This is a genomic window from Sinisalibacter lacisalsi (assembly GCF_014640115.1).
Taxonomy (GTDB): Bacteria; Pseudomonadota; Alphaproteobacteria; order Rhodobacterales; family Rhodobacteraceae; genus Sinisalibacter; species Sinisalibacter lacisalsi.
Genome location: NZ_BMGI01000001.1, coordinates 40,543 through 62,527, shown reverse-complemented (window position 1 = coordinate 62,527; position 21,985 = coordinate 40,543). Strand labels below are relative to the sequence as shown.

Sequence of the window (21,985 nt, the reverse complement as noted above, 5' to 3'; positions counted from 1 at the left end):
CGCCAAGGGGCGATCGAAAACCGAGCCGAGGCAGTTCCGTGTCGCAACGTGAACCATGGTCCGCGCGAAAGACGCGCTGGATGAACCGCTGGCATGCCCGCCGCGCGGCGCGTGCGCGGCCACCTACCGGCTTTGTCTCGCAACCCGAGCCGCGCTCGATCGGCAGTTTCGCCCGTGGCAAGCAACTGGTGGCGGGCAACCTGTTGTTCGCCGGGCACCTGGTGGAGGCGCGGGATGTATCGGTCTGGGCGCTGGAGCCGCCGGTCTCCGCTTTCGCCGAGGCGCTGCACGGGTTTGCATGGCTCGACGATCTCGCCGCGCTGGGCGACCACGCCGCCCGGCAGAAGGCGCAAGGCTGGACCTTCGACTGGATCGAGCGATTCGGCGGCGGCAAGGGGCCGGGCTGGACGCCCGATCTCACCGGACGGCGGCTGATTCGCTGGATAAACCACGCGCTTTTCCTGCTCTCGGGGCAGGAGGGGGAGACGCACGAGGCGTTCTATCGCTCGCTTGGGCAGCAGACCCTGTTCCTTGCCCGGCGCTGGCCTGCGGCATCGCCCGGGTTGCCGCGCTTCGAGGCGTTGACCGGTCTGATCTACGCCGGGCTGTCGCTCACGGGGATGGAGCCGCATGTCGAGGCCGCCACGCGCGGGCTGGCGCAGGAATGCAATCGGCAGATCGATGCCGAGGGCGGAATTCCCACGCGCAACCCCGAGGAACTCCTCGAAATATTCACCCTGCTCAACTGGGCGGCGCTGGCGCTGGCCGAGAGCGGGCGGATGGCCCGGGCCGAGCATATCGCGGCCATCGAGCGCATCGCCCCGACGCTGCGCGCCCTGCGCCACGCCGACGGCGGGCTGGCCCGGTTTCACGGTGGCGGGCGCGGTGCGGAGGGGCGGCTGGATCAGGCGCTTGCCACGTCGGGCGTGCGCGCGAGCACCAACGCGGGGCTGGCAATGGGCTATGCCCGTCTGCACGGCGGGCGCACCACGCTGATCATGGATGCAGCCGCACCGCCACGGGGCGAGGCTTCGGCCAATGGCCACGCCTCGACGCTGGCCATCGAGATCACCTCGGGGCGCAGGCCGTTGATCGTGAATTGCGGTTCCGGCGCGGATTTCGGCGAGGCATGGCGCAAGGCCGGTCGGGCAACGCCTTCGCATTCTGTGCTCGGGATCGAGGGTGTTTCGTCATCGCGGCTGGGCCCGTCGCACCGCAGCGGGGCGGGCGAACGGGCGCTGCTGGAGCGCACGCCGCGTGAGGTTCACATCCAGGAAATCGAGGCCGACGGAATCGCCGGGATCGTTGCGGGGCATGACGGTTATGTGCCGGAGCACGGGCTGGGATACGTGCGGCGGCTGGAGATGGCCGTCGATGGCCGGATGGTGTTCGGCGAGGAAACCCTGGCGGCGGTTTCAGACGAGGAGCAGGAGATCTTCCGCGCCGCGCTTGACCGAACCGGGCTTGCGGGCATCCGCTTCGCCCTTCGCTTTCATCTCCACCCCGACGTGGACGCGGCGATCGACCTTGGCGGCACCGCCATTTCCATGGCGCTGAAATCGGGCGAGATCTGGGTGATGCGCTATGAAGGGGCCGCCACGCTCTCGCTCGATCCCGGTGTTTACCTCGAAAAAGGCCGCTTGAAGCCGCGTGCGTCAAAACAGGTGGTTCTCTCCGGCGTCGCTTTGGACTATGCGACGCGCATCCGCTGGTCGCTCGCCAAGGCACAGGATACCCCGGTGGGGCTGCGTGATCTGGTGCGAGACGAGCCAGGCGGGCTGCCAGAAGACACCTGAGGAACCCACATGACCGATCTTTCCCCTGTGCGCCGCGCGCTGATTTCCGTTTCCGACAAGACCGGGCTTGTCGAGCTGGGCCGGGCTCTGGAAGCGCGCGGGATCGAGATCCTGTCGACCGGCGGCTCGGCCAAGGCGCTGCGCGAGGCCGGCGTGGCGGTGCGCGACGTGGCCGATGCCACCGGATTTCCCGAGATGATGGACGGGCGGGTGAAGACGCTGCACCCGATGGTGCATGGCGGCCTCCTGGCGCTGCGCGACAATCCCGACCACACGGCGGCGATGGAAACGCACGGGATCGGCGCGATCGACCTGCTCGTGGTGAACCTCTACCCGTTCGAGGCGGCGCTCGCGCGCGGGGCCGGCTATGACGAGATGATCGAGAACATCGACATCGGCGGCCCGGCGATGATCCGCGCGGCGGCGAAGAACCACGCGTTCGTCACCACCATCGTGGATGTCGAGGATTACGACGCGCTGCTCGCCGAGCTTGACGCCGGCGATGGCGCCACGAGTTATGCGTTCCGCCAGAAGCAGGCCCAGATCGCCTATGCCCGCACTGGGGCTTATGACGCGGCGGTGAGCACGTGGATGGCCGAGGCGATCGGCGAGGCCGCGCCGCGCCGCCGGGTGGTGGCGGGCAAGCTCGCGCAGACGCTGCGCTACGGCGAGAACCCGCACCAGCAGGCGGCGTTCTACATCGACGGCAGCGCGCGCCCCGGCGTGGCCACCGCCGTGCAGCACCAGGGCAAGGAGCTGTCCTACAACAACATCAACGACACCGACGCCGCTTTCGAGCTGGTGGCGGAGTTCGATCCCGCAGACGGCCCGGCGGTGGCGATCATCAAGCACGCCAACCCCTCCGGCGTGGCGCGCGGCGAAACGCTGCTCGAGGCCTACCAGAAGGCGTTCGACTGCGACCGCACCTCCGCTTTCGGCGGGATCGTGGCGCTCAACCAGCCGCTCGACGGCGAAACGGCGCGGGCGATCGCCGAGATCTTCACCGAGGTGGTGATCGCGCCCGGTGCGAGCGCGGAAGCGCGGGAAGTTTTCGCCGCGAAAAAGAACCTGCGTCTGCTCACCACCGAGGCCCTGCCCGATCCGCGCGCGGGCGGCATGACGGTGCGGCAGGTGTCGGGCGGGCAGCTGTTCCAGAACAAGGACAACGGCTTTATCGGCCTCGACGATCTCAAGGTCGTCACCAGGAAGGCCCCGACGGAGGCGCAGTTGAAAGACCTGCTGTTCGCCTGGAAGGTGGCCAAACACGTGAAATCGAACGCCATCGTCTACGTCAGGGATCTCGCCACCGTGGGTGTGGGCGCGGGCCAGATGAGCCGGTTGGACTCGGCCAATATCGCCGCGATCAAGGCCGGGCGCATGGCCAAGGAACTGGGGTTGGCGGAAAGCCCGGCGATCGGGTCGGCGGTGGCGTCGGATGCGTTCTTTCCCTTCCCCGACGGGTTGATGGAAGCGGCGGCGGCTGGCGCGGCTTGCGTGATCCAGCCCGGCGGCTCGATGCGTGACGCCGAGGTGATCGCGGCCGCCGACGAGGCCGGGCTGGCCATGGTCTTCACCGGCATGCGGCACTTCCGGCACTGACATGCGGTGGATGATCACCACCGCGGCGATCACCTTCGCCCTCGACCAGATCATCAAGGTCTGGGTCGTGCACCTGCTCGATCTCAAAACGCGACTGCAGATCGACGTGTGGCCGCCCTACCTCACCTTGCGCATGGCATGGAACCGGGGGGTGAACTTCGGCCTTGGCGCGTCTGACAGCGACGTGATGCGCTGGGTGCTCATCGCCGTGGCGCTGGCGATTTCCGCCTGGGTCGTGTGGTGGGTGCACAAGGATGCGATGGGGCGGCTCGGGCAGGTTTTTGCCGGGCTTCTGCTCGGCGGCGCGATCGGCAACGTGATCGACCGGCTCCTCTACGGCGCGGTGGCCGATTTCCTCAACATGACTTGCTGCGGAATCGCCAATCCGTGGTCTTTCAACATCGCCGATGCGGCGATCTTTGTGGGCGCAATCGGGCTCGTGTTGTTCACAGGTGAAAAATCGAGACCAAAGACCCCGTGACGCGCGGAATCTTATGCGGTAAAGAGGGGGCGAAGCTCGGGGTGAAGGAGACGTCCATGCGGGGCACGTTCGGCAAAACTGTCTTGGCGCTTGCCGGGCTGGCAGTGCTTGTCGCCTGCGAGAGCGACCAGCCTGAGCTCATGAACATCAAGTCCGACACGCCCGACGAGTTCTCCATCCTGCCGACGAAGCCGTTGGAGGCGCCGGAAGACTACGCCGCGCTGCCCGAGCCCACGCCGGGCGGGCGCAATCTCGTCGATCCCAATCCGCAAGGCGACGCTGTCGCCGCGCTGGGCGGCAATCCTGATCGCCTTGAACGCGGCCAGATCTATGCCGGGGAGCAGGCGCTGGTTTCCTACACCGCCCGTTACGGTGTTGCGGCGAACATTCGCGAGACGCTGGCGGCGGAAGACCTCGAGTGGCGGCGCGAAAACAATGGGCTGCTGCTCGAGCGGCTGTTCAACGTGAACGTCTATTATTCGAGCTACAAGCCGATGTCGCTGGATCAGCACATCGAACTCGACCGATTGCGCGCCGCCGGGGTCTGGACCCCGTCCGCCCCGCCTGATCCCGAAATCAAGGTCGAGTAACGCGGGGCCTTCGCCCGATCACATCCACGCGTGCCAGCCTTGCCTGATCGCCGGAAGCAGATAACTCTTCCGTCACATGGAGGATTCCGTATGCGCGCCTTGACGGCTACGTTCATCGCCCTTTTCGGCCTGCTCGCGATGCCTGCCCAGGCGTCGGGCGAGGTGACCAGTTTCACGCTCGACAATGGCATGCAGGTCGTGGTGGTCGAGGATCACCGCGCGCCAGCGGTCGTGCACAAGGTCTGGTACCGCATCGGTTCGGCCGACGAGCCGCCGGGCAAGTCCGGGATCGCGCATTTCCTTGAACATCTCATGTTCAAGGGCACGCAGAGCCTCGACCCGGGAGAGCTTTCCAGGGTGGTCGAAGCCAACGGCGGTTCCGACAACGCGTTTACCTCGTTCGATTACACCGCCTATTTCCAGCGCGTCGCCGCCGACCGGCTCGGGCTGATGATGGAAATGGAAGCCGACCGGATGCGCAACCTCGTGCTGTCGCCGGAAGAGGTGGCAACCGAGCGCGACGTGATTCTCGAGGAACGCGCGACGCGGATCGACAACGACCCCAACGCGTTGTTTCGGGAAGACCTGCGCGCGGCGCTGTATCGGAACCATCCTTACGGCATTCCCATCATCGGCTGGCGCCACGAGATGGCGGGCCTCAGCCGTGACGATGCGCTTGAGTTCTACCGCCGGTTCTATGCCCCGAACAACGCGATCCTGATCGTCGCCGGGGACGTGTCGCCCGACGAGGTGCGCGCCTTGGCCGAACGTCATTACGGCGGGCTTGAACCATCCGAAGGGCTTTCCCCCCGGGTGCGGCCGCAGGAGCCGCCGTCGCGCGCCGAGCGTCGCGTGGTGATGGAAGATCCGCGGGTGGCGCAGCCCTGGCTGGTGCGCAGTTACCTTGCGCCGTCGCGGGACGCGGGCGCGCAGGAAGACGCGGCGGCGCTGGTGTTTCTGGCCCGCCTGTTGGGCGGCTCCGGGGTGACCTCGGTTCTCGGCTCGGCCCTGCAGTTCGATCAGCAGATCGCCGTGTTCACCAACGCCAGCTACAACGCCACCTCATTCGACGACAGCACGTTTTCCTTCGTCGTCATCCCGGCCGAAGGGGTGAGCCTCGAGGAAGCCGAGGCGGCGCTCGATGCGGAGTTGGCGCGGTTCCTCGAAACCGGGCCAGACCTGGAGCGGTTCGAGAACATCAAGATGCAGATCCGCGCCTCGGAGATCTACGCGCTCGATGACGTGGGCGATATCGCCGACCGTTTCGGGCGCGGCCTGACCACGGGCCTTACCGTCGCCGACGTGCAGGCCTGGCCCGAGGTGCTGCAGGCGGTCACGCCGGAAGCCGTGATGGACGCGGCCCGAAAGGTGCTCGACAAACAGTCTTCCGTCACCGGATGGCTGCTGTCCGAGGGCGGGGAGGAGGTGCAATGAAACGCTTTGCCGCCGCGTTCCTGTTCCTGATCGTCGCGGCGCTTCCCGCGCGGTCCGAGATCGACATAACCGAGATCACCTCGCCCGGCGGGCTCACCGCGTGGCTGGTGCAGGAGCCTTCCATCCCTTTCGTCGCGCTGGAGCTGCGCTTTCGCGGCGGGGCCTCACTCGATGCGCCGGGCAAGCGCGGGGCGATCAACCTGATGACGGCCCTGATCGAAGAGGGCGCGGGCGATCTCGACGCGCGCGGCTTCGCCGAGGCGCGCGAGGCGCTGGCCGCAAGCTTCCGGTTCAGCGTCGGCGACGACAGCCTTTCGGTTTCGGCGCGGATGCTGTCGGAGAACCGCGAGGCGGCGGTGGACCTGCTGCGCGAAGCGCTGGTGAACCCACGATTCGATGACGATGCGATCGAGCGGGTGCGTCGGCAGGTGATCGCCAACCTCAGGAATCGCGAGAACGACCCCGATGCCCTGGCGAGCGCCGCGTTCGATCGGCTGGCCTACGGCGATCACCCCTATGGCAGCTATTATGGCGGCACGCTCGAGAGCGTCACCGCGCTGACGCGGCCCGATATTCTGGACGCCTTTTCCAGAGCCATCGCGCGAGACCGTGTCTATATCGCGGCCGTGGGCGATATTTCCGCCGAGGAGCTTGGCACCTTGATCGACGACCTGCTTGGCGATCTCCCTGACGAGGGCGCGCCGCTGCCGGAGCCCGTCGCTTTCGGCGCCACGGGGGGCGTCACGGTCGTTCCCTTCGATACGCCGCAGTCGGTGGCGCGATTCGGTCACAGCGGGGTGAAGGTCGGCACACCGGAATTCTTCCCCGCCTTCATCCTCAACGACATCATGGGGGGTCGTGGCTTCAACAGCCGGTTGATGGCTGAGGTGCGCGAGAAACGCGGGCTGACCTACGGCATCCGAACCTACCTGATCGACTCGGACTACAGCGAATCGCTGATCGGCACGGTTTCGACGGTGAACGCGCGGATGGCGGAAACCATCGAGGTGGTGCGCGCCGAATGGGAGCGCATGGCGCGCGACGGCGTGAGCGAGGAAGAACTCGAGTCGGCGAAACTCTATCTCACCGGGGCCTACCCGCTGCGCTTCGACGGCAATGGCCCGATCGCGCGGATCCTGGTGGGGATGCAGATGCAGGGGTATCCCACGAGTTACGTCAAGACCCGCAACGCGCAGATCGAGGCGGTGACGCTGGACGAGATCAACCGCGTAGCGGCCGAGCTTTTCCGGCCCGAAGATCTGCGCTTCGTGATTGTGGGGTCGCCTGAAGGCGTCGAGAGCAGCGAATGAGGGCAGGCCGGGCGCCGCGCGCCTAGCCTTTCATCCCCTCCCAGAAGCTCTTGACCTTGGAAAAGAAATTCGTGCTCTCGGGGTTGTTCTCCTCCGAGAGCTTCTCGAATTCCTTCAGAAGTTCCTTCTGCCGCCCGGTGAGGTTTACCGGGGTTTCGACGGCCAGCTCGATATACATGTCGCCATGCCCGCCGCCGCGCAGCCCCGGCATACCCTTGCCGCGCAGGCGCATCTGCCTGCCCGCTTGGCTGCCTGCCGGGATCTTCACGCGAGAGCGGCCGCCGTCGATGGTGGGCACCTCGATGTCGCCGCCCAGGGCGGCCGCGGTCATCGACACCGGCACGTGGCAATGCAGGTGCATACCTTCGCGCTCGAAGATCGGGTGCTGGGCCACTTCGATGAAGATGTAGAGGTCGCCCGGAGGGCCGCCGCGCATGCCGGCTTCGCCTTCGCCCGCGAGGCGGATACGCGTTCCGGTCTCGACCCCGGCCGGGATGTTGACGCTCAGCGCGCGTTCCTTCTCGATCCGGCCATGGCCCTGGCAGGATTTGCACGGGTTCTTGATGATCTGGCCCATGCCGTGGCAGGTGGGGCAGGTGCGCTCCACGGTGAAAAAGCCCTGCTGGGCGCGCACCTTGCCAATCCCCGAGCAGGTGGGGCAGGTGACGGGCTCGCTGCCGCCCTCGGCGCCGGTGCCGTTGCACGCGTCGCAGGCGACGGAGGTGGGCACGTTGATGGTTTTCTGAAGCCCGTTATAGGCCTCTTCGAGCGTGACGCGCAGGTTGTAGCGCAGGTCGGACCCGCGCGTGGCGCGCTGGCGACCGCCGCCGCGACCCCCGCCCATGAAGTCGCCGAACAGATCGTCGAACACGTCGGAGAAGGCCGAGGCGAAATCGCCCTGGCCCTGGAACCCGCCGCCGCCCGGGCGCGGGCCACCGCCCATGCCACCTTCGAAGGCCGCGTGGCCGAAACGGTCATAGGCTGCCTTCCGGTCGGCGTCCTTCAGAACGTCATAGGCCTCGTTCACTTCCTTGAACTGCGCCTCGGCATCGGGATTGTCGGAGTTGCGGTCGGGGTGAAGTTCTTTGGCCTTGGTGCGGTAGGCTTTCTTGATTTCTTCCGGCGACGCATCCCTGGAAACGCCCAGAAGCTCGTAATAATCGCGCTTTGACATCGGTCAGTCCCCCTTTGGGAACGCAGGTGCCGGCCTGCCGTGGTGGCAGGCCGCGCACGCGCTTTTCGGGTCTTACGACCGCTTGTCGTCGTCGAGATCTTCGAAGTCGGCATCGACGATGTCGTCATCCACACCCGAGGGCGAGCCCTCGTCGTCCTTGCCTTCTTCGCCCTGTGCCTGCTGCTCGGCCTTGTAGATGGCCTCGCCCAGCTTCATGGCGGCGTCGGTGACGTTCTGGATGCCCGACTTGATCTTGCCGGCGTCGTCCTTCTCGAGATTTTCCTTGAGCGCCGAGATGGCCAGCTCGATCGCCTCGATCGTCGTCGGATCCACCTTGTCCGAATGCTCTTCCATCGCCTTTTCGGTCGAGTGGATGAGGCTTTCGGCCTGGTTGCGGGCCTCGACAAGCTCCTTGCGCTGCTTGTCGGACTCGGCGTTTTCCTCGGCGTCCTTCACCATCTTTTCGATATCTTCATCCGACAGGCCACCCGAGGCCTGAATGGTGATCCGGTGTTCCTTGCCGGTGCCCTTGTCCTTGGCCTGAACCGAAACGATGCCGTTGGCGTCGATATCGAAGGTCACCTCGATCTGCGGCATGCCGCGCGGGGCGGGCGGGATGTCTTCGAGGTTGAACTGGCCAAGCATCTTGTTGTCGGCTGCCATCTCGCGCTCGCCCTGGAACACCCGGATCGTCACCGCGTTCTGGTTGTCTTCGGCGGTGGAGAAGACCTGGGATTTCTTGGTCGGGATCGTGGTGTTGCGGTCGATCAGGCGGGTGAACACGCCGCCCAGCGTTTCGATGCCAAGCGAAAGCGGGGTCACGTCGAGCAGAACCACGTCTTTCACGTCGCCCTGGAGCACGCCGGCCTGGATCGCCGCGCCCAGTGCCACGACCTCGTCGGGGTTGACGCCCTTGTGCGGTTCCTTGCCGAAGAACTTGGTGACTTCCTCGACCACCCTGGGCATCCGGGTCATGCCGCCGACGAGGATGACCTCGTCGATGTCACCGGTCGACAGGCCCGCATCCTTGAGCGCGGCCTGGCAGGGCTTCATCGAGTTCTTGATGAGATCGCCCACGAGGCTTTCAAGCTTCGCGCGGGTGAGTTTCATCACCATGTGCAGCGGCTGGCCGTCCGACCCCATCGAGATGAACGGCTGGTTGATCTCGGTCTGGCTCGACGAAGACAGCTCGATCTTGGCTTTCTCGGCGGCTTCCTTGAGCCGCTGGAGCGCCATCTTGTCTTTCGTCAGGTCGACGTTGTTTTCCTTTTTGAACTCGTCAGCGAGGTAGTTGACGATCCGCATGTCGAAGTCTTCACCGCCGAGGAAGGTATCGCCGTTGGTGGATTTCACCTCGAACAGACCATCGTCGATTTCGAGGATGGTGATGTCGAAAGTGCCGCCGCCGAGGTCATAGACCGCGATCGTCTTGGTCTCTTTCTTGTCGAGGCCATAGGCGAGTGCCGCCGCGGTGGGCTCGTTGATGATGCGCAACACTTCGAGGCCGGCGATCTTGCCGGCGTCTTTCGTGGCCTGACGCTGGGCGTCGTTGAAATAGGCGGGCACGGTGATGACGGCTTGCGTCACATCCTCGCCGAGGTAGCTCTCGGCGGTTTCCTTCATCTTCTGCAGGATGAAGGCGGAGATTTGCGAGGGAGAATACTTTTCGCCCGCGGCTTCCACCCAGGCGTCGCCGTTGCCACCGTTGATGATGGTGTAGGGAACAAGTTTCTTGTCCTTCTCGACGGCCGGATCGTCGAACCGACGGCCAATCAGGCGCTTGACTGCGAAAACGGTGTTATCGGGGTTGGTGACGGCCTGACGTTTCGCAGGCTGGCCGACGAGGCGCTCGTCGTCCTTGAAGGCGACGATCGAAGGCGTCGTGCGCGCGCCTTCCGAGTTCTCGATGACACGCGGCTGCGCGCCGTCCATGATGGCAACACAGGAGTTGGTGGTGCCGAGGTCGATACCGATGACTTTGGCCATGCTCAAAATCCTCTCTTGGCGATGTTGTGGGCGTGGGCCTTGGAAAGCACCCTTGCCCGATCCCAGTTTCTTGGCCGCAAGAGCAATCCCCTTCCGGCGTCTGGGCGTATATAAGGAGGGGTATTGGGGGCTGCAAGCCGCGTCGGCGGCGGGAAAATGCAAAAAAAGCGAGTCGTTTTCAGGGATTTGCTCATGACGCGAAATGATGGCACCGCGACGCCCGCCCTGATGGTGCGCAGCGCCAGGCTCTATCGCGGGTTCCTGGGGCCGGTGGCGCAAGCCGATCTGGCCGAGGCTTTGCGCGGCGTTGTGGCCGCCGCGCCGTTGTTTTCGCCCGAAACCCGCTGGGGGCGGAAAATGTCGGTGCGGATGACGAGCGCCGGGCGCTACGGCTGGTATTCCGACCGGCGCGGCTACCGTTACATCGACCATCATCCCTCCGGCACGCCCTGGCCCGCGATCCCCGAACAGGTGCGCGAGGTCTGGCGCGCCGTCGCGCCCGACGCGCGGGCGCCCGATTGCTGCCTGGTGAATTTCTATGGGGGCGAAGCGAAGATGGGGATGCACCAGGACCGCGACGAGGCCGACTTCTCGCAGCCGGTGGTTTCGATCAGCCTTGGCGACGAGGGGCTGTTTCGCATCGGCGGCACCGAGCGCGGCGGTTCCACGGAGTCGGTCTGGCTGGCCTCGGGCGACGTGCTCGTGCTCGACGGCCCGGCCCGGCTGGCCTTTCACGGCATCGACCGGATCAGGGCCGGGTCGTCGACGCTGCTCAAGGAGGGCGGCCGGATCAACCTCACGCTCCGGGTCGTGGATTAGCCATTCAGCGAAAAAGCCCCGGCGTTTCCACCGGGGCTTTGCATTTCGCTTTGCGCGTGGCTCAAACCTCGAATTCGAGCGGCGCGACCATCTGGAACAGCTCGGTCTTGCGCAGCGCCTCGAGCACGCTCTCCGGCACCGGGGCGTCGACATAGAGCAGCGCGATGGCGTCTCCGCCCGAGGTCGTGCGGCCCAGCGTGAAGTTGGCGATGTTCACGCCGTGGCCGCCCATGGTTTCACCCAGCGCGCCGATGATGCCCGGCACGTCCTTGTTGGTGGTGTAGAGCATGTGGTGGCCGATCTCGGCGTCGATGGTGATGCCCTTGATCTGGATGAAGCGCGGCTTGCCGTCGGAAAACACCGTGCCCGCGATCGAACGTTCGCGCGTCGGGGTCTTTACCGTGAGCTTGATGAAGCCGTCGAACACGCCCGATTTGGCCTGGCTCGTGGTCGAGGTTTTCACCCCCCGGTCCGCGGCGATCACCGGGGCCGAGACCATGTTGACCTCGGGAATCACCGGCTTGAGCAGCCCCGCGATCACCGCGCAATCGAGCGCCTTGAGGTTCATCTCGGACGCGACCCCGTCGAACAGGATGTTGATCTCCTCGATCGGCTCGTCGGTGAGCTGGCCGACGAAAGCGCCGAGGTGCCCGGCGAGCTTGATCCACGGGCCCATCACCTTGGCCTCCTCGGCGGTGACCGAGGGCATGTTGAGCGCGTTGGTCACGGCGCCGGTGAGCAGGTAGTCGGAGATCTGCTCGGCCACCTGCAGCGCTACGTTCTCCTGCGCCTCGGTGGTCGAAGCGCCGAGGTGCGGCGTGCAGACGACGTTGGGCAGCCCGAACAGCGGGCTGTCTTTCGCGGGTTCGACCTCGAAGACGTCGAAGCCCGCGCCCGCGACGTGGCCCGACTTGATGGCCTCGGCCAGGGCGGCCTCGTCCACAAGCCCGCCGCGGGCGCAGTTGATGATCCGCACACCCTTCTTCGTCTTGGCGATGTTCTCGGCCGAGAGGATGTTGCGGGTCTTGTCGGTGAGCGGCACGTGGAGGGTGATGAAATCGGCGCGCTTCAGAAGCTCGTCGAGTTCGACCTTTTCCACGCCCATCTTGTCGGCGCGTTCCTCGCTCAGGAACGGATCATAGGCGATCACCTTCATCTTGAGGCCGCGGGCGCGATCGCAGACGATGCCGCCGATGTTGCCCGCGCCGATTACGCCCAGCGTCTTGCCGGTAACCTCGACGCCCATGAATTTCGACTTCTCCCACTTGCCGGCCTGCGTCGAGGTATCGGCTTCGGGAACCTGGCGCGCGACCGCCATCATCATGGCGATGGCGTGTTCGGCGGTGGTGATCGAGTTGCCGAAGGGGGTGTTCATCACGATCACGCCCTTCTTGGACGCGGCGGGAATATCGACGTTGTCGACGCCGATACCGGCGCGGCCGACCACCTTGAGGTTGGTCGCGGCCTCGAGCACGTCGGCCGTCACCTTCGTGGCGGAGCGGATGGCGAGGCCGTCATACTTGCCGATTTCGGCGATGAACTTTTCCTTGTCCTTGCCGAGGTCGGGCAGGAAATCGACCTCGATGCCACGGTCGCGGAAGATCTGGACAGCGGTTTCGGAAAGCTTGTCGGAAACGAGAACCTTGGGGGCCATGGGGGGTTCCTTTGCATTGTGAGGGGTTCCGGGCTGCAGCCCGGTCTGTGATCGGGGGAGAGGCGGGGCCAGGCCCCGCCACGCGATTACTGTGCGGCGATCTCGGCGTTGAACGCCCAGTCGAGCCAGGGGAGCAGGGCCTGAACGTCGGCGGTTTCGACCGTGCCGCCGCACCAGATCCTGAGGCCCGCCGGGGCGTCGCGGTATGCGCCGATATCATGGGCCACGCCCTCGGCTTCAAGCCGCTTGGCCACGGCCTTGGCAAAGGCGGCGCCGTCCTTGATCCGGTCGTCGGTGAACTTGACGCAAACCGAGGTGTTGGAGCGCGTCGCCGGATTGTCGGCGAGGTTGGCGATCCAGTCGTGCGTGTCGCAGAAGTCGAACACGGCCTGCGCGTTTGCGTCGGCCCGGGCGATCAGGCCCTCGAGCCCGCCCACCGAGCGCGCCCAGTCGAGCGCCACGAGGTAATCCTCGACGGCGAGCATCGAGGGCGTGTTGATCGTCTCACCCTTGAAGATGCCCTCGATCAGCTTGCCACCCTTGGTGAGGCGGAAGATTTTCGGCAGCGGCCATGCCGGTGTGTAGCTTTCGAGCCGTTCCACCGCCCGCGGGCTCAGGATCAGCATCCCGTGGGCTGCTTCGCCGCCCAGCACCTTCTGCCAGGAGAAGGTGGTGACATCGAGCTTGTCCCAGGGCAGGTCCATCGCGAAGGCGGCGGAGGTGGCGTCGCAGATCGTCAGCCCCTCGCGGTCGGCGGCGATCCAGTCGCCGTTCGGCACGCGCACGCCGGAGGTGGTGCCGTTCCAGGTGAAGACCACGTCGTTGGCGAAGTCGACGGACGCCAGATCGGGAAGCTGGCCGTAATCGGCGGTTTTCACCACTGCGTCGAGCTTGAGCTGCTTGGCCACGTCGGTCACCCAGCCCGCGCCGAAGCTTTCCCAGGCCAGCATCTCGACGCCGCGCGCGCCGAGCATCGACCACATCGCCATTTCCACCGCGCCGGTATCGGAGGCGGGCACGATGCCGATGCGGTAATCGGCGGGGATGCCGAGGATCTCGCGGGTGCCCTCGATCGCGGCAAGGAGCTTTTCCTTGCCGACGGCGGCACGGTGCGAGCGCCCGAGGGGGGCATCGGCGAGTTTATCGAGAGAGAAAGCGGGATTCTTGGCGCAGGGGCCGGACGAAAAGCGCGGATTGGCCGGGCGCGCTGCCGGTTGATCGGTGACCATCTATGGTATCCTTCCAGATATTCGCCCCTCGTTGGGGAGGGGTGTCCCGCCGCTGCAGATACGGCCAATGCCGTGGCTTCACAACATGGAAAATCGCCGGGATGCGCCGGTTTGGGGAATGGATGCGACACCCTGTGGAGCAGATCGGAAACTTTGGCGCGGCTGGATGCGCCGGGGGGCTGTCTGCCCCCCTGGCCCCCGAAGGTAATTCCGGACCCAAGAAGCAAGAAGCGTCAGGCTGGTGTTTGGTATCCTGATCGGCTAGAGGCCGCGCGCAGGCAAACGGAGACCGTTCATGTTCATCGCCACGCTTATCGCCGCGCCCGAAGGGTTGGATGCCCTGCTGGTGGAAAACCTTCGCAACGCTTGGGGCGGCGGCGATGCGGTCTGGCTCGCGCCCGGTGAAGCGGCGGAATTTTCGCTTCCTGCGCGGCCCGGCAACCTCTGGGAGGTCTGGGACGATATGCAGAAGCTCGGCGTCGATCTCGCGGTGCAGCCTGCCGCAGGGCGGCGCAAGCGGATGCTGATCGCCGACATGGATTCGACGATGATCCGGCAGGAATGTATCGACGAGCTGGCCGACGAGGCGGGGGTGGGCGCGCATGTGGCCGCGATCACCGCGCGGGCGATGAATGGCGAACTCGGCTTCGAGGGGGCATTGCGCGAACGGGTCGGGCTGCTCGCGGGACTCGACGCCGGGGTCATCGACAAGGTGCTGTCGGAGCGGATCACCTACATGCCCGGCGGCCGGGCGCTGGTGGCCACGATGCGCGCAAACGGGGCCTATACGGTGTTGGTGTCCGGCGGGTTCACCGCCTTCGCCTCCCGCGTGGCCGCGGTTCTGGGTTTCGATGAGGCGCGGGCGAACGATCTCGAGATCGAGGCGGCCAAGCTGACCGGGCGGGTGGTGGAGCCGATCCTTGGGCGCGCGGCGAAGGTGGCCGCGCTGGAAGAGGTTTCGGCCCGGCTCGGGATCACCCCCGCCGACGCAATCGCGGTGGGCGATGGCGCCAACGACTTGGGCATGCTCGGGCTCGCGGGCACCGGCGTGGCGCTGCACGCCAAGCCGTCGGTTGCGGCCGAGTGCGATATCCGGGTGAACCATGGCGACCTGACGGCGCTGCTCTACCTTCAAGGCTACGCGCGGGCGGACTTCGCCGGGTGAGGCCGGGGATTGCGGGTGGCGCTGCCTTCGGCGCGCATTAACCTTAACGGCCGTTAACCTTGATGCCTTCGGTCGTTTTACCCAGCAAACCTGCGCTTCGTGGGTGCCCGCGCCCACTGGCAGAATCGCCCGCTCACGTGCTAGGTCTTGTAGTATGTCAGATGCCGCACCCCATATGAGCGCGTCCCGCCCGGTGATCCGCCAGCTCGACGATGCCGTGATCAACCGGATCGCGGCGGGCGAGGTGGTGGAGCGGCCCGCCTCCGCAGTCAAGGAACTGGTGGAAAACGCCATCGACGCGGGCGCGCGGCGGATCGAGGTGGCCTACGGTGACGGCGGCAAGACCTTGATCCGGGTGACGGATGACGGGACCGGCATGGCGCCCGAGGAGCTTGTGCTTGCGCTTTCCCGGCACGCGACCTCGAAGATCGACGGGTCCGATCTGCTCGATATCCATACCTTCGGCTTTCGCGGCGAGGCCCTGCCCTCGCTCGGCGCCGTGGGGCGGCTCACGATCACCTCGCGCACGGCGGGCCACGAGGCGGCGACGATCCGCGTGGCGGGGGGTGAGGCCGGGCCGGTGCGGCCCGCCGCGCTTTCGGGTGGCACGGTGGTGGAGTTGCGCGACCTGTTCTATGCCACGCCTGCGCGGCTCAAGTTCCTGCGCTCGGACCGGGCCGAGGCGCAGGCGATCGGCGACGTGGTGAAGCGGCTGGCGATGGCCGAGCCGCACATCGGGTTCACCTTGCGCGATGTCTCCGGCGGCGGCGAAGGGCGGATTGTGTTCCAGGCGGTGCCCGAGACGGGCGACATGTTCGATGCGCTGGGCGGGCGGCTCGCCCGTGTGCTCGGGCGCGATTTCGGTGAGAACGCGCTGCGGATCGACGCCGAGCGAGAGGGGCTTCGGCTTACCGGTTATGCCGCGCTGCCGACCTATTCGCGCGGCGCGGCAGTGGCGCAGTTCCTCTTCGTCAATGGCAGGCCGGTGCGCGACAAGCTCCTGGTCGGCGCGCTGCGCGCCGCCTATTTCGATTTCCTCAGCCGTGACCGGCACCCGGCGGCGGCGCTGTTTCTTTCCTGCGATCCGCACCTGGTTGACGTGAACGTGCACCCGGCGAAATCGGAGGTGCGGTTTCGCGAGCCGGGGGTGGCGCGGGGGCTGATCGTTTCGGCCCTGCGCCACGCGCTGGCCGAGGCTGGGCACCGCGCGTCGAGCACCGTTGCCGGGGCGACGCTGGGGGCGATGCGTCCCGAAGCGACCGGGCCGCGCGTCTACCAGATGGACAGGCCGGGGCCGGGGCTCGCGCGGACGGCCTACGAGATGCAGGCCCCCGACGTGCAGCCGGGATTTGCCGAGGCCGCCGCGCCCTCGGCGCGTTGGGATGCGCCGGACCACAGCGAGGCCTGTCAGCGGGCGGACGAGCAGCGGCCGCTGGGCGCGGCGCGGGCGCAGGTGCACGAGAACTACATCATCGCCCAGACGGCGGATGGCATGGTGATCGTCGACGGCCATGCCGCGCATGAGCGGCTCACCTACGAGAAACTGAAGCGCCAGATGGAAGAAACCGGCGTGGCGAGCCAGGCCTTGCTGGTGCCCGAGATCGTGGACCTTTCGGAAAGCGAGGCGACAAGGCTGCTCGGGATGGCGGAGGACCTCGCGCGCCTCGGCCTCGGGATCGAGCCATTCGGCGGCGGCGCGATCGCGGTGCGCGAAACGCCCGCGATCCTCGGCACGGTGGATGCCGGGGCGCTGATCCGCGACATCCTCGATGAACTGGCCGATCTTGGCGCGTCGAACACGCTGCAGGCGCGGATCGAGGCGGTGCTGTCGACCGCCGCCTGCCATGGCTCTGTGCGCAGCGGACGGCGGATGCGCCCGGAGGAGATGAACGCACTACTGCGCGAGATGGAGGCAACGCCGCATTCGGGCCAGTGCAACCACGGCCGGCCCACCTACGTGGAACTCAAGCTGGCCGATATCGAAAGGCTTTTTGGCCGGACATGAACGAGACCGCCGCCTCCCTCGATCTCACGGATCCGATGGTTCTGGCCGCGCTCGTCGCGGCCGGTGCGCTTTTTCTGATCGTCGTTCTCCTGATCGTCGCGGTGGCCCGCGCCGGCCGGTCGGCGCGGATGGCCGAAGACCTCTCGCGCCAGATCGGCGGGCTCGGCCACGCGGTGCAGGTGCTGGGGCAAGGGCAGGATCAGCTCACCGGGGGCTTGCGCAGCGTATCGGACGCGCAGGCCAACGGGCAGACCCGGATGGTGCAGACGATGGAGGCGCGGCTGGCGGAGGTTCAGCGCCAGATGCAGGAACGGCTGCATGAAAACGCGATGCGCGCGGCGCGGTCGCTGTCGGAGATGCAGGAGCGGATGAGCGAATCGCTGCAGGGCTCGACCGTGAAGACCACGCAATCGCTCACCCAGTTGCAGGAACGCCTCGCTACCATTGACAAGGCGCAGGAAAACATCACCCGGCTCTCGGGCGATGTGCTCTCGTTGCAGGACATTCTCTCCAACAAGCAGACGCGCGGCGCCTTCGGGGAGATCCAGCTCACCGATATCGTGTCGAAGGCCCTGCCGTCGGACAGTTACAACCTGCAGGCCACGCTATCGAACGGCAGGCGCGCGGACTGCCTGATCCACCTGCCCAACCCGCCGGGGCCGATCGTGATCGATTCGAAGTTTCCGCTGGAGGCTTACGAGGCGCTGCGCAAGGCCGACACGCAATGGGAGGTGAACGAGGCGGCCAAGGCGATGCGCGTCGCGGTGCGGGCCCATATCAAGGCGATCAGCGAGAAATACATCATCGAGGGCGAAACCGCCGACGGCGCGTTGATGTTCCTGCCGTCGGAGGCGGTCTATGCCGAGTTGCATGCGAATTTTCCCGAGGTGGTGCGGGAGGGGTTCGAAAAGCGGGTCTGGATCGTGTCGCCCACCACCTGCATGGCCACGCTCAACACCATGCGCGCGATTCTGAAAGATGCCCGGATGCGCGAGCAGGCCGGGGCGATTCGCAAGACGCTGCGGCAGTTGCACCGCGACGTCGAACTGGTGGTGGAACGGGTCGACAAGCTCAACTCGCATTTCGGGCAGGCGCGGGCCGATCTGGAGGGGCTTGGTATCGCCGCCGAACGCGCGGGCAAACGGGCCGCCAAACTCGACAATTTCGACTTCGAGGAGATCGCTCCAGGCGAGGGCGAGGAAAGCGTCATGCCGCTGCCGAAGGGGTGAGTGCCCTTGTAGGGGTGGCTGGCTTCGCGCTATAGCGGGAGAAGATCAGGACAGGAGCAGACATGATCGAGATCAGCCCCTCCAAGGTGGCCCGGATCATTATCCGCGCCCGCACACTCGACGCCAAGACCGGCCGTTGGGATACGCCAATGGACGATGCCGAGGCCGACTCGATCCTCGAATCGCGGCCGTCCGACGCAACCGAGGACGAACTGCGCAGCTATATCTCGGATCTGAACTCCGACGAGCAGGCCAGCCTCGTGGCGATCATGTGGATCGGGCGCGATACCTTCACCGCCGACGATCTCGAAGAAGCGATCGAGACCGCCAAGTCGGAAGCCACGGCGCCGACCGAGGATTACCTGCTCGGTGTGCCCCTGCTTTCGGATTATCTCACGTCCGGGCTTGAAGCGCTGGGCTACGACTCGGAAGAACTGATCGACGAGCACCTGAAATAGGCGCTTTCGCGTCGGGCGATCCCCGCTTGCGGGAATCGCCCCGATCGCCTCAGGCGAGGTGGTCCACCAGTTGCATGTGCTGAGCCTGGGTGTCGATCTCGTCTAGCCAGCGTTGCACCAGCCGTTCATCCGAAGGCGCCGCCGAGACGCCGGGCTTGATCTCGCGGTCGAGCACCGAGGAAACGGCGAGCGCGACGGTGACCGAAACCAGCCGTGCCATCGCCGTGCCGCGTTCGTCGCCATGGGCGTCGAGCGTCCAGGTCTTGTGATAAACATCCTCGCCCTCGTTCGTTGCGCTGAGCCCGACGCAGAGCACCACCCGGTCGGGTTCGCCCTCGTCATAGGCGTTCTCGGCCCAGAACTGATCCGACATTTCCTTGAGCCGGTCCTCGCCGGCCGCGCCTTCCAGCGTTTCGATCTCGCGGAACACATCCGCCCAGGCGTCCGCCCAGCCACCCAGCCGCAGCGTGCCGCGCACGAAATCTTTCACCGGCCAGGCTTCATCGAACCCGTATTGCGCCATGAAGGGAATGGAATCGCGGTTGGGGTAGACTTCGAAGGTCTCGGGCGTCGGCAGCGGCGCGTCGTAGCTCGAGATCGCATCCCATGGCCGGGCGACTTCGAGCAGCGAATGGGCCTTGATCGAGCGCGAGGGCGAGCGCAGCGCCTTCAGCACCCCGAGCGGCGACCAAGAAAACTTGTAGCGGAAGGCGTTGGTATGTTTCGGCACACCGCCGCAATAGGAGGTGAAGCTGACGGTGTTTTTCGGGTCATACGCCGGCGACTTGCGGTAGTCCTCCACCAGCCAATGCGCCATCAGGTGGTCGATCCCCGGATCGAGCCCAACCTCGTTGACGAGCGTGACCCCTGCCGCCTTCGCCTTCTCATCCAGCGCGCGCATCTCGGGGGCGATGTAGGACGACGAGACGAAATGTGCGCCCTTCTCGATGCAAAGCTCGGCCAGCCGCACGTGCCAGTCGGCGGGGAGCATCGAAACCACCACGTCGCCGGGGGCGAGTGCCGCTCCGAGAGCTTCGAGATCGAAGGCGCGGATATCGTCGGTGAGCGCGCCCAACGCTTCGCGGGCCTTCTCGACCGTGCGATTCCACACCACGACCTTGCGGCCCGCCTCGATCAACCGCTTGAGGCCGGGAATGGCCGAAAGGCCGGTGCCGCACCAATGAATCGTCATCTCAGATCCCTTTCATCTGTTCGTCGAAGGTGGCTTTCGCGCGGCCCCAGACGCCTTCGCCCAACCTGTCGAGCGTGAGAAGCGCTGGCAGAAGCTGTGCCGCGTAGTCTTCGGAGCTTTCGACGGGCAGGAGCGAGGGCAGGTTGTCGATCGCCATCACGTCGAGCGGTGGGCTGTCGGCCACGCGCACCACGGGGGCCTGCCAGTCGGTGGCCGTGCTGTAGATCGGCACCGGGTTGTAATCGCTGTCGGGGTCGCAGGCGACATCACCGATCACCGAGAGGTGCCGGGGCTTGTCGAGCGCGTCGGGGCCCACGAACACCGGCGTGCCGGGGCGGGCGAAGATGCAGTTCAGGAAGATCTCGTGTTCGAGGATCTCGGGGAACGGCCCGCCGCCGGCGGTTTCGGCCATGTCCCACCGGGTCACGTCCATGCCCAGTTCGGCGCAGAGATCAGCCGCGCCGGTGCCGACGCGGCCGAGCGCGCCGATCACGATGGCGCGGGGCAGCGGGCGGGCGGTGGCGGCCAGTTCGGCGCGCAGCTCCTCCACCAGCGCCGTCTTGCCCGGGTAGGTGGCGACCGGATGGCAGATCCCGCCGGCCTCCTGCGCCGCCCAGGCCTTGACCGAAACGGCGGCCCCGGCGAAGCCCGCCCAGTAGCCGAAAGCGGCGATCCGGCGGCCTGCCTCGTCGACGAGGTATTCGAGGTCGTAGAGCGTGCCGCCGCCCGCCTTGAAGCGTGCGAGCAGCCTGCGGCCGGAATGCTGACCCTTGAAGGCGTGGCCGAACATGATGTGGGCATGGGTGAGCGGCGTGTCGTCGTCGGGCAATTCCTTCAGGCCGAAGATGATCGCGTCGCGCGGCGCTCGCGGCCATGCGTTTTCGGCCACGATCTCGCAGCCTGCATCGCGGTAGCCTTCGATCGGGATCTTGCGCTGCGCGCTTTCCTCGACGCTCACCCGGATGCCCGCCACGATCAAGGCGCGCGCACCTTCGGGCGTTAGCCCCACCCGTTCCTCGTTGGGCCTTTGTTCGGCCCGGACCCAGAGATGCGTCATCCCGCCCTCCTCAAATATAGGTGCGCGCGTGGTGCCTGTCGGGCCGGGCCAGATGCGGCACGGCGTTGAACTGCGTGAGCGTGAGACCCGCGCCGACCGGGTGCAGCTGGTGCACCGAGGTGTTCATGATGGTGAGCGCGAGCCGGGCGAAGGCGCCAAGCTCCAGCCCCATCGCCACGCGAACGGCCATGGCGATGAGCCCGCCCGAGGTGACCACGAGCGCGCGGCCGCTCCCCGCGGCGATCTCGTGCAGCGCGTCGGAAACGCGCGACTGGAAGGCATGGAAACTCTCCGCCGCGCCCTCGATCTTGCCGTCCTGCCAGGCGGTGAACACCAGCGGCAGGTGGTCGATGAATTCGTCGCGATTTGTCGGCATCGGGATGCCATATTGCTCATGCATACGGGCCGACAGGTCGAAGTAGGCAACCTCGTTCAGCCGCGGGTCGGCCACGACCTCGCCGAAACGCGTGGCCTGCATCGCCCCCGCCGTCTCGACATGGCGGATCAGCGTTCCGGAATAGATCCGGTCGAAGCCCTCGCCCGCCTCGTCCCAATAGCCGCCGAGCCACGCGGCCTGCTGGTGGCCGAGCGGCGAAAGCGAATCATAGCCAGTTTCGTCCTGCGCGGCGGAGTTGGCCTGGCCGTGGCGGATGAGCGTGATCTGCGACATGGCTCATGGCTACCGTGGGAGGGCATCGGGGGAAAGGGCGTTTTGCGCCCCGGGAGGCGGGAAAGCGCCGCCGGATCGGCAGCGGCTTTGCGGTGGGGCTGGAATTGGTAGACACTGGTAAAGTCCGGATGTGACGG

General features: G+C 66.3%; 18 protein-coding genes. 11 read left to right on the top strand and 7 right to left on the bottom strand.

Annotation, left to right across the window (positions count from 1 at the left end):
* Nucleotides 1-80: 80 nt before the first annotated feature.
* The 6 genes from IEW01_RS00280 (at nucleotide 81) to IEW01_RS00255 (ending at nucleotide 7,210) form a co-directional block, all read left to right on the top strand.
* Nucleotides 81-1,796 (top strand): heparinase II/III family protein, encoded by a 1,716-nt coding sequence (locus IEW01_RS00280; protein WP_188525607.1) that lies wholly within the window; start codon nucleotides 81-83, stop codon nucleotides 1,794-1,796.
* A gap of 9 nt (nucleotides 1,797-1,805) precedes the next feature.
* The gene (purH, locus tag IEW01_RS00275; protein ID WP_188525606.1) at nucleotides 1,806-3,395 is read left to right on the top strand and encodes a bifunctional phosphoribosylaminoimidazolecarboxamide formyltransferase/IMP cyclohydrolase; all 1,590 of its coding nucleotides are present in this window, start codon (nucleotides 1,806-1,808) and stop codon (nucleotides 3,393-3,395) included.
* A 1-nt stretch (nucleotide 3,396) separates the two neighbouring features.
* Nucleotides 3,397-3,876: a signal peptidase II gene (gene lspA, locus IEW01_RS00270; RefSeq protein ID WP_188525605.1), complete on the top strand. Its 480-nt coding sequence runs from the start codon at nucleotides 3,397-3,399 to the stop codon at nucleotides 3,874-3,876.
* A 56-nt stretch (nucleotides 3,877-3,932) separates the two neighbouring features.
* The gene (locus tag IEW01_RS00265; protein WP_188525604.1) at nucleotides 3,933-4,466 is read left to right on the top strand and encodes a DUF3035 domain-containing protein; all 534 of its coding nucleotides are present in this window, start codon (nucleotides 3,933-3,935) and stop codon (nucleotides 4,464-4,466) included.
* Nucleotides 4,467-4,556: 90 nt separating this feature from the next.
* Nucleotides 4,557-5,900, top strand: coding sequence for a M16 family metallopeptidase (locus IEW01_RS00260; protein WP_188525603.1), 1,344 nt, complete (start codon nucleotides 4,557-4,559; stop codon nucleotides 5,898-5,900).
* Nucleotides 5,897-7,210: a M16 family metallopeptidase gene (locus tag IEW01_RS00255; RefSeq protein ID WP_188525602.1), complete on the top strand. Its 1,314-nt coding sequence runs from the start codon at nucleotides 5,897-5,899 to the stop codon at nucleotides 7,208-7,210. The genes IEW01_RS00260 and IEW01_RS00255 overlap by 4 nt, the downstream gene beginning before the upstream one ends.
* Before the next feature lie 22 nt (nucleotides 7,211-7,232).
* On the opposite strand, the gene dnaJ is transcribed toward IEW01_RS00255, so the two are convergent.
* Together dnaJ and dnaK are read right to left on the bottom strand one after the other, a co-directional pair.
* Nucleotides 7,233-8,384 carry a molecular chaperone DnaJ gene (gene dnaJ, locus IEW01_RS00250; RefSeq protein ID WP_188525601.1) on the bottom strand — a complete coding sequence of 384 codons (1,152 nt, stop codon included), beginning with the start codon at nucleotides 8,382-8,384 and terminating at the stop codon, nucleotides 7,233-7,235.
* 72 nt (nucleotides 8,385-8,456) lie between these two features.
* Nucleotides 8,457-10,370 carry a molecular chaperone DnaK gene (gene dnaK, locus IEW01_RS00245; RefSeq protein ID WP_188525600.1) on the bottom strand — a complete coding sequence of 638 codons (1,914 nt, stop codon included), beginning with the start codon at nucleotides 10,368-10,370 and terminating at the stop codon, nucleotides 8,457-8,459.
* Between the two features lie 192 nt (nucleotides 10,371-10,562).
* Between dnaK and IEW01_RS00240 the strand changes: the two genes are divergently transcribed.
* Nucleotides 10,563-11,189 (top strand): alpha-ketoglutarate-dependent dioxygenase AlkB family protein, encoded by a 627-nt coding sequence (locus IEW01_RS00240; protein WP_188525599.1) that lies wholly within the window; start codon nucleotides 10,563-10,565, stop codon nucleotides 11,187-11,189.
* A 61-nt stretch (nucleotides 11,190-11,250) separates the two neighbouring features.
* On the opposite strand, the gene serA is transcribed toward IEW01_RS00240, so the two are convergent.
* Together serA and IEW01_RS00230 are read right to left on the bottom strand one after the other, a co-directional pair.
* On the bottom strand, nucleotides 11,251-12,843 hold the full coding sequence (gene serA, locus IEW01_RS00235) for a phosphoglycerate dehydrogenase (protein ID WP_188525598.1): 1,593 nt from the start codon (nucleotides 12,841-12,843) through the stop codon (nucleotides 11,251-11,253).
* Nucleotides 12,844-12,929: 86 nt separating this feature from the next.
* On the bottom strand, nucleotides 12,930-14,072 hold the full coding sequence (locus tag IEW01_RS00230; RefSeq protein ID WP_188525597.1) for a phosphoserine transaminase: 1,143 nt from the start codon (nucleotides 14,070-14,072) through the stop codon (nucleotides 12,930-12,932).
* A 295-nt stretch (nucleotides 14,073-14,367) separates the two neighbouring features.
* On the opposite strand from IEW01_RS00230, the gene serB reads away from it, so the two are divergent.
* The 4 genes from serB to IEW01_RS00210 all read left to right on the top strand — a co-directional run bounded on the left by serB (nucleotide 14,368) and on the right by IEW01_RS00210 (nucleotide 18,929).
* The gene (gene serB, locus IEW01_RS00225; protein WP_188525596.1) at nucleotides 14,368-15,237 is read left to right on the top strand and encodes a phosphoserine phosphatase SerB; all 870 of its coding nucleotides are present in this window, start codon (nucleotides 14,368-14,370) and stop codon (nucleotides 15,235-15,237) included.
* Nucleotides 15,238-15,412: 175 nt separating this feature from the next.
* A complete protein-coding gene (gene mutL / locus IEW01_RS00220; protein ID WP_438810801.1) occupies nucleotides 15,413-17,242 on the top strand; it encodes a DNA mismatch repair endonuclease MutL in 1,830 nt (609 codons plus the stop codon).
* Nucleotides 17,239-18,471 (top strand): DNA recombination protein RmuC, encoded by a 1,233-nt coding sequence (locus IEW01_RS00215; RefSeq protein ID WP_188525594.1) that lies wholly within the window; start codon nucleotides 17,239-17,241, stop codon nucleotides 18,469-18,471. The genes mutL and IEW01_RS00215 overlap by 4 nt, the downstream gene beginning before the upstream one ends.
* A 62-nt stretch (nucleotides 18,472-18,533) precedes the next feature.
* Nucleotides 18,534-18,929: a DUF3775 domain-containing protein gene (locus IEW01_RS00210; protein ID WP_188525593.1), complete on the top strand. Its 396-nt coding sequence runs from the start codon at nucleotides 18,534-18,536 to the stop codon at nucleotides 18,927-18,929.
* Between the two features lie 49 nt (nucleotides 18,930-18,978).
* Here the strand turns inward: IEW01_RS00210 and IEW01_RS00205 are convergent, their stop codons facing one another.
* Genes IEW01_RS00205 through IEW01_RS00195 form a run of 3 tightly spaced genes read right to left on the bottom strand, consistent with a single transcriptional unit; the run spans nucleotide 18,979 to nucleotide 21,848 of the window.
* Nucleotides 18,979-20,121, bottom strand: a complete 1,143-nt coding sequence (locus tag IEW01_RS00205; RefSeq protein ID WP_188525592.1) for a saccharopine dehydrogenase C-terminal domain-containing protein — start codon at nucleotides 20,119-20,121, stop codon at nucleotides 18,979-18,981.
* 1 nt (nucleotide 20,122) lies between these two features.
* A complete protein-coding gene (locus IEW01_RS00200) occupies nucleotides 20,123-21,178 on the bottom strand; it encodes a saccharopine dehydrogenase (RefSeq protein WP_188525591.1) in 1,056 nt (351 codons plus the stop codon).
* 10 nt (nucleotides 21,179-21,188) lie between these two features.
* Complete coding sequence (locus tag IEW01_RS00195; RefSeq protein ID WP_188525590.1) at nucleotides 21,189-21,848, bottom strand: histidine phosphatase family protein; 660 nt, start codon at nucleotides 21,846-21,848, stop codon at nucleotides 21,189-21,191.
* Between the last annotated feature and the right edge of the window lie 137 nt (nucleotides 21,849-21,985).

Coding starts and splice junctions, on each gene's coding strand:
- IEW01_RS00280 (WP_188525607.1), top strand. CDS start 81: ATGAACCGCTGGCATGCCCGCCGCGCGGCGCGTGCGCGGCCACCTACC.
- purH (WP_188525606.1), top strand. CDS start 1,806: ATGACCGATCTTTCCCCTGTGCGCCGCGCGCTGATTTCCGTTTCCGAC.
- lspA (WP_188525605.1), top strand. CDS start 3,397: ATGCGGTGGATGATCACCACCGCGGCGATCACCTTCGCCCTCGACCAG.
- IEW01_RS00265 (WP_188525604.1), top strand. CDS start 3,933: ATGCGGGGCACGTTCGGCAAAACTGTCTTGGCGCTTGCCGGGCTGGCA.
- IEW01_RS00260 (WP_188525603.1), top strand. CDS start 4,557: ATGCGCGCCTTGACGGCTACGTTCATCGCCCTTTTCGGCCTGCTCGCG.
- IEW01_RS00255 (WP_188525602.1), top strand. CDS start 5,897: ATGAAACGCTTTGCCGCCGCGTTCCTGTTCCTGATCGTCGCGGCGCTT.
- dnaJ (WP_188525601.1), bottom strand. CDS start 8,384: ATGTCAAAGCGCGATTATTACGAGCTTCTGGGCGTTTCCAGGGATGCG.
- dnaK (WP_188525600.1), bottom strand. CDS start 10,370: ATGGCCAAAGTCATCGGTATCGACCTCGGCACCACCAACTCCTGTGTT.
- IEW01_RS00240 (WP_188525599.1), top strand. CDS start 10,563: ATGACGCGAAATGATGGCACCGCGACGCCCGCCCTGATGGTGCGCAGC.
- serA (WP_188525598.1), bottom strand. CDS start 12,843: ATGGCCCCCAAGGTTCTCGTTTCCGACAAGCTTTCCGAAACCGCTGTC.
- IEW01_RS00230 (WP_188525597.1), bottom strand. CDS start 14,072: ATGGTCACCGATCAACCGGCAGCGCGCCCGGCCAATCCGCGCTTTTCG.
- serB (WP_188525596.1), top strand. CDS start 14,368: ATGTTCATCGCCACGCTTATCGCCGCGCCCGAAGGGTTGGATGCCCTG.
- mutL (WP_438810801.1), top strand. CDS start 15,413: ATGAGCGCGTCCCGCCCGGTGATCCGCCAGCTCGACGATGCCGTGATC.
- IEW01_RS00215 (WP_188525594.1), top strand. CDS start 17,239: ATGAACGAGACCGCCGCCTCCCTCGATCTCACGGATCCGATGGTTCTG.
- IEW01_RS00210 (WP_188525593.1), top strand. CDS start 18,534: ATGATCGAGATCAGCCCCTCCAAGGTGGCCCGGATCATTATCCGCGCC.
- IEW01_RS00205 (WP_188525592.1), bottom strand. CDS start 20,121: ATGACGATTCATTGGTGCGGCACCGGCCTTTCGGCCATTCCCGGCCTC.
- IEW01_RS00200 (WP_188525591.1), bottom strand. CDS start 21,178: ATGACGCATCTCTGGGTCCGGGCCGAACAAAGGCCCAACGAGGAACGG.
- IEW01_RS00195 (WP_188525590.1), bottom strand. CDS start 21,848: ATGTCGCAGATCACGCTCATCCGCCACGGCCAGGCCAACTCCGCCGCG.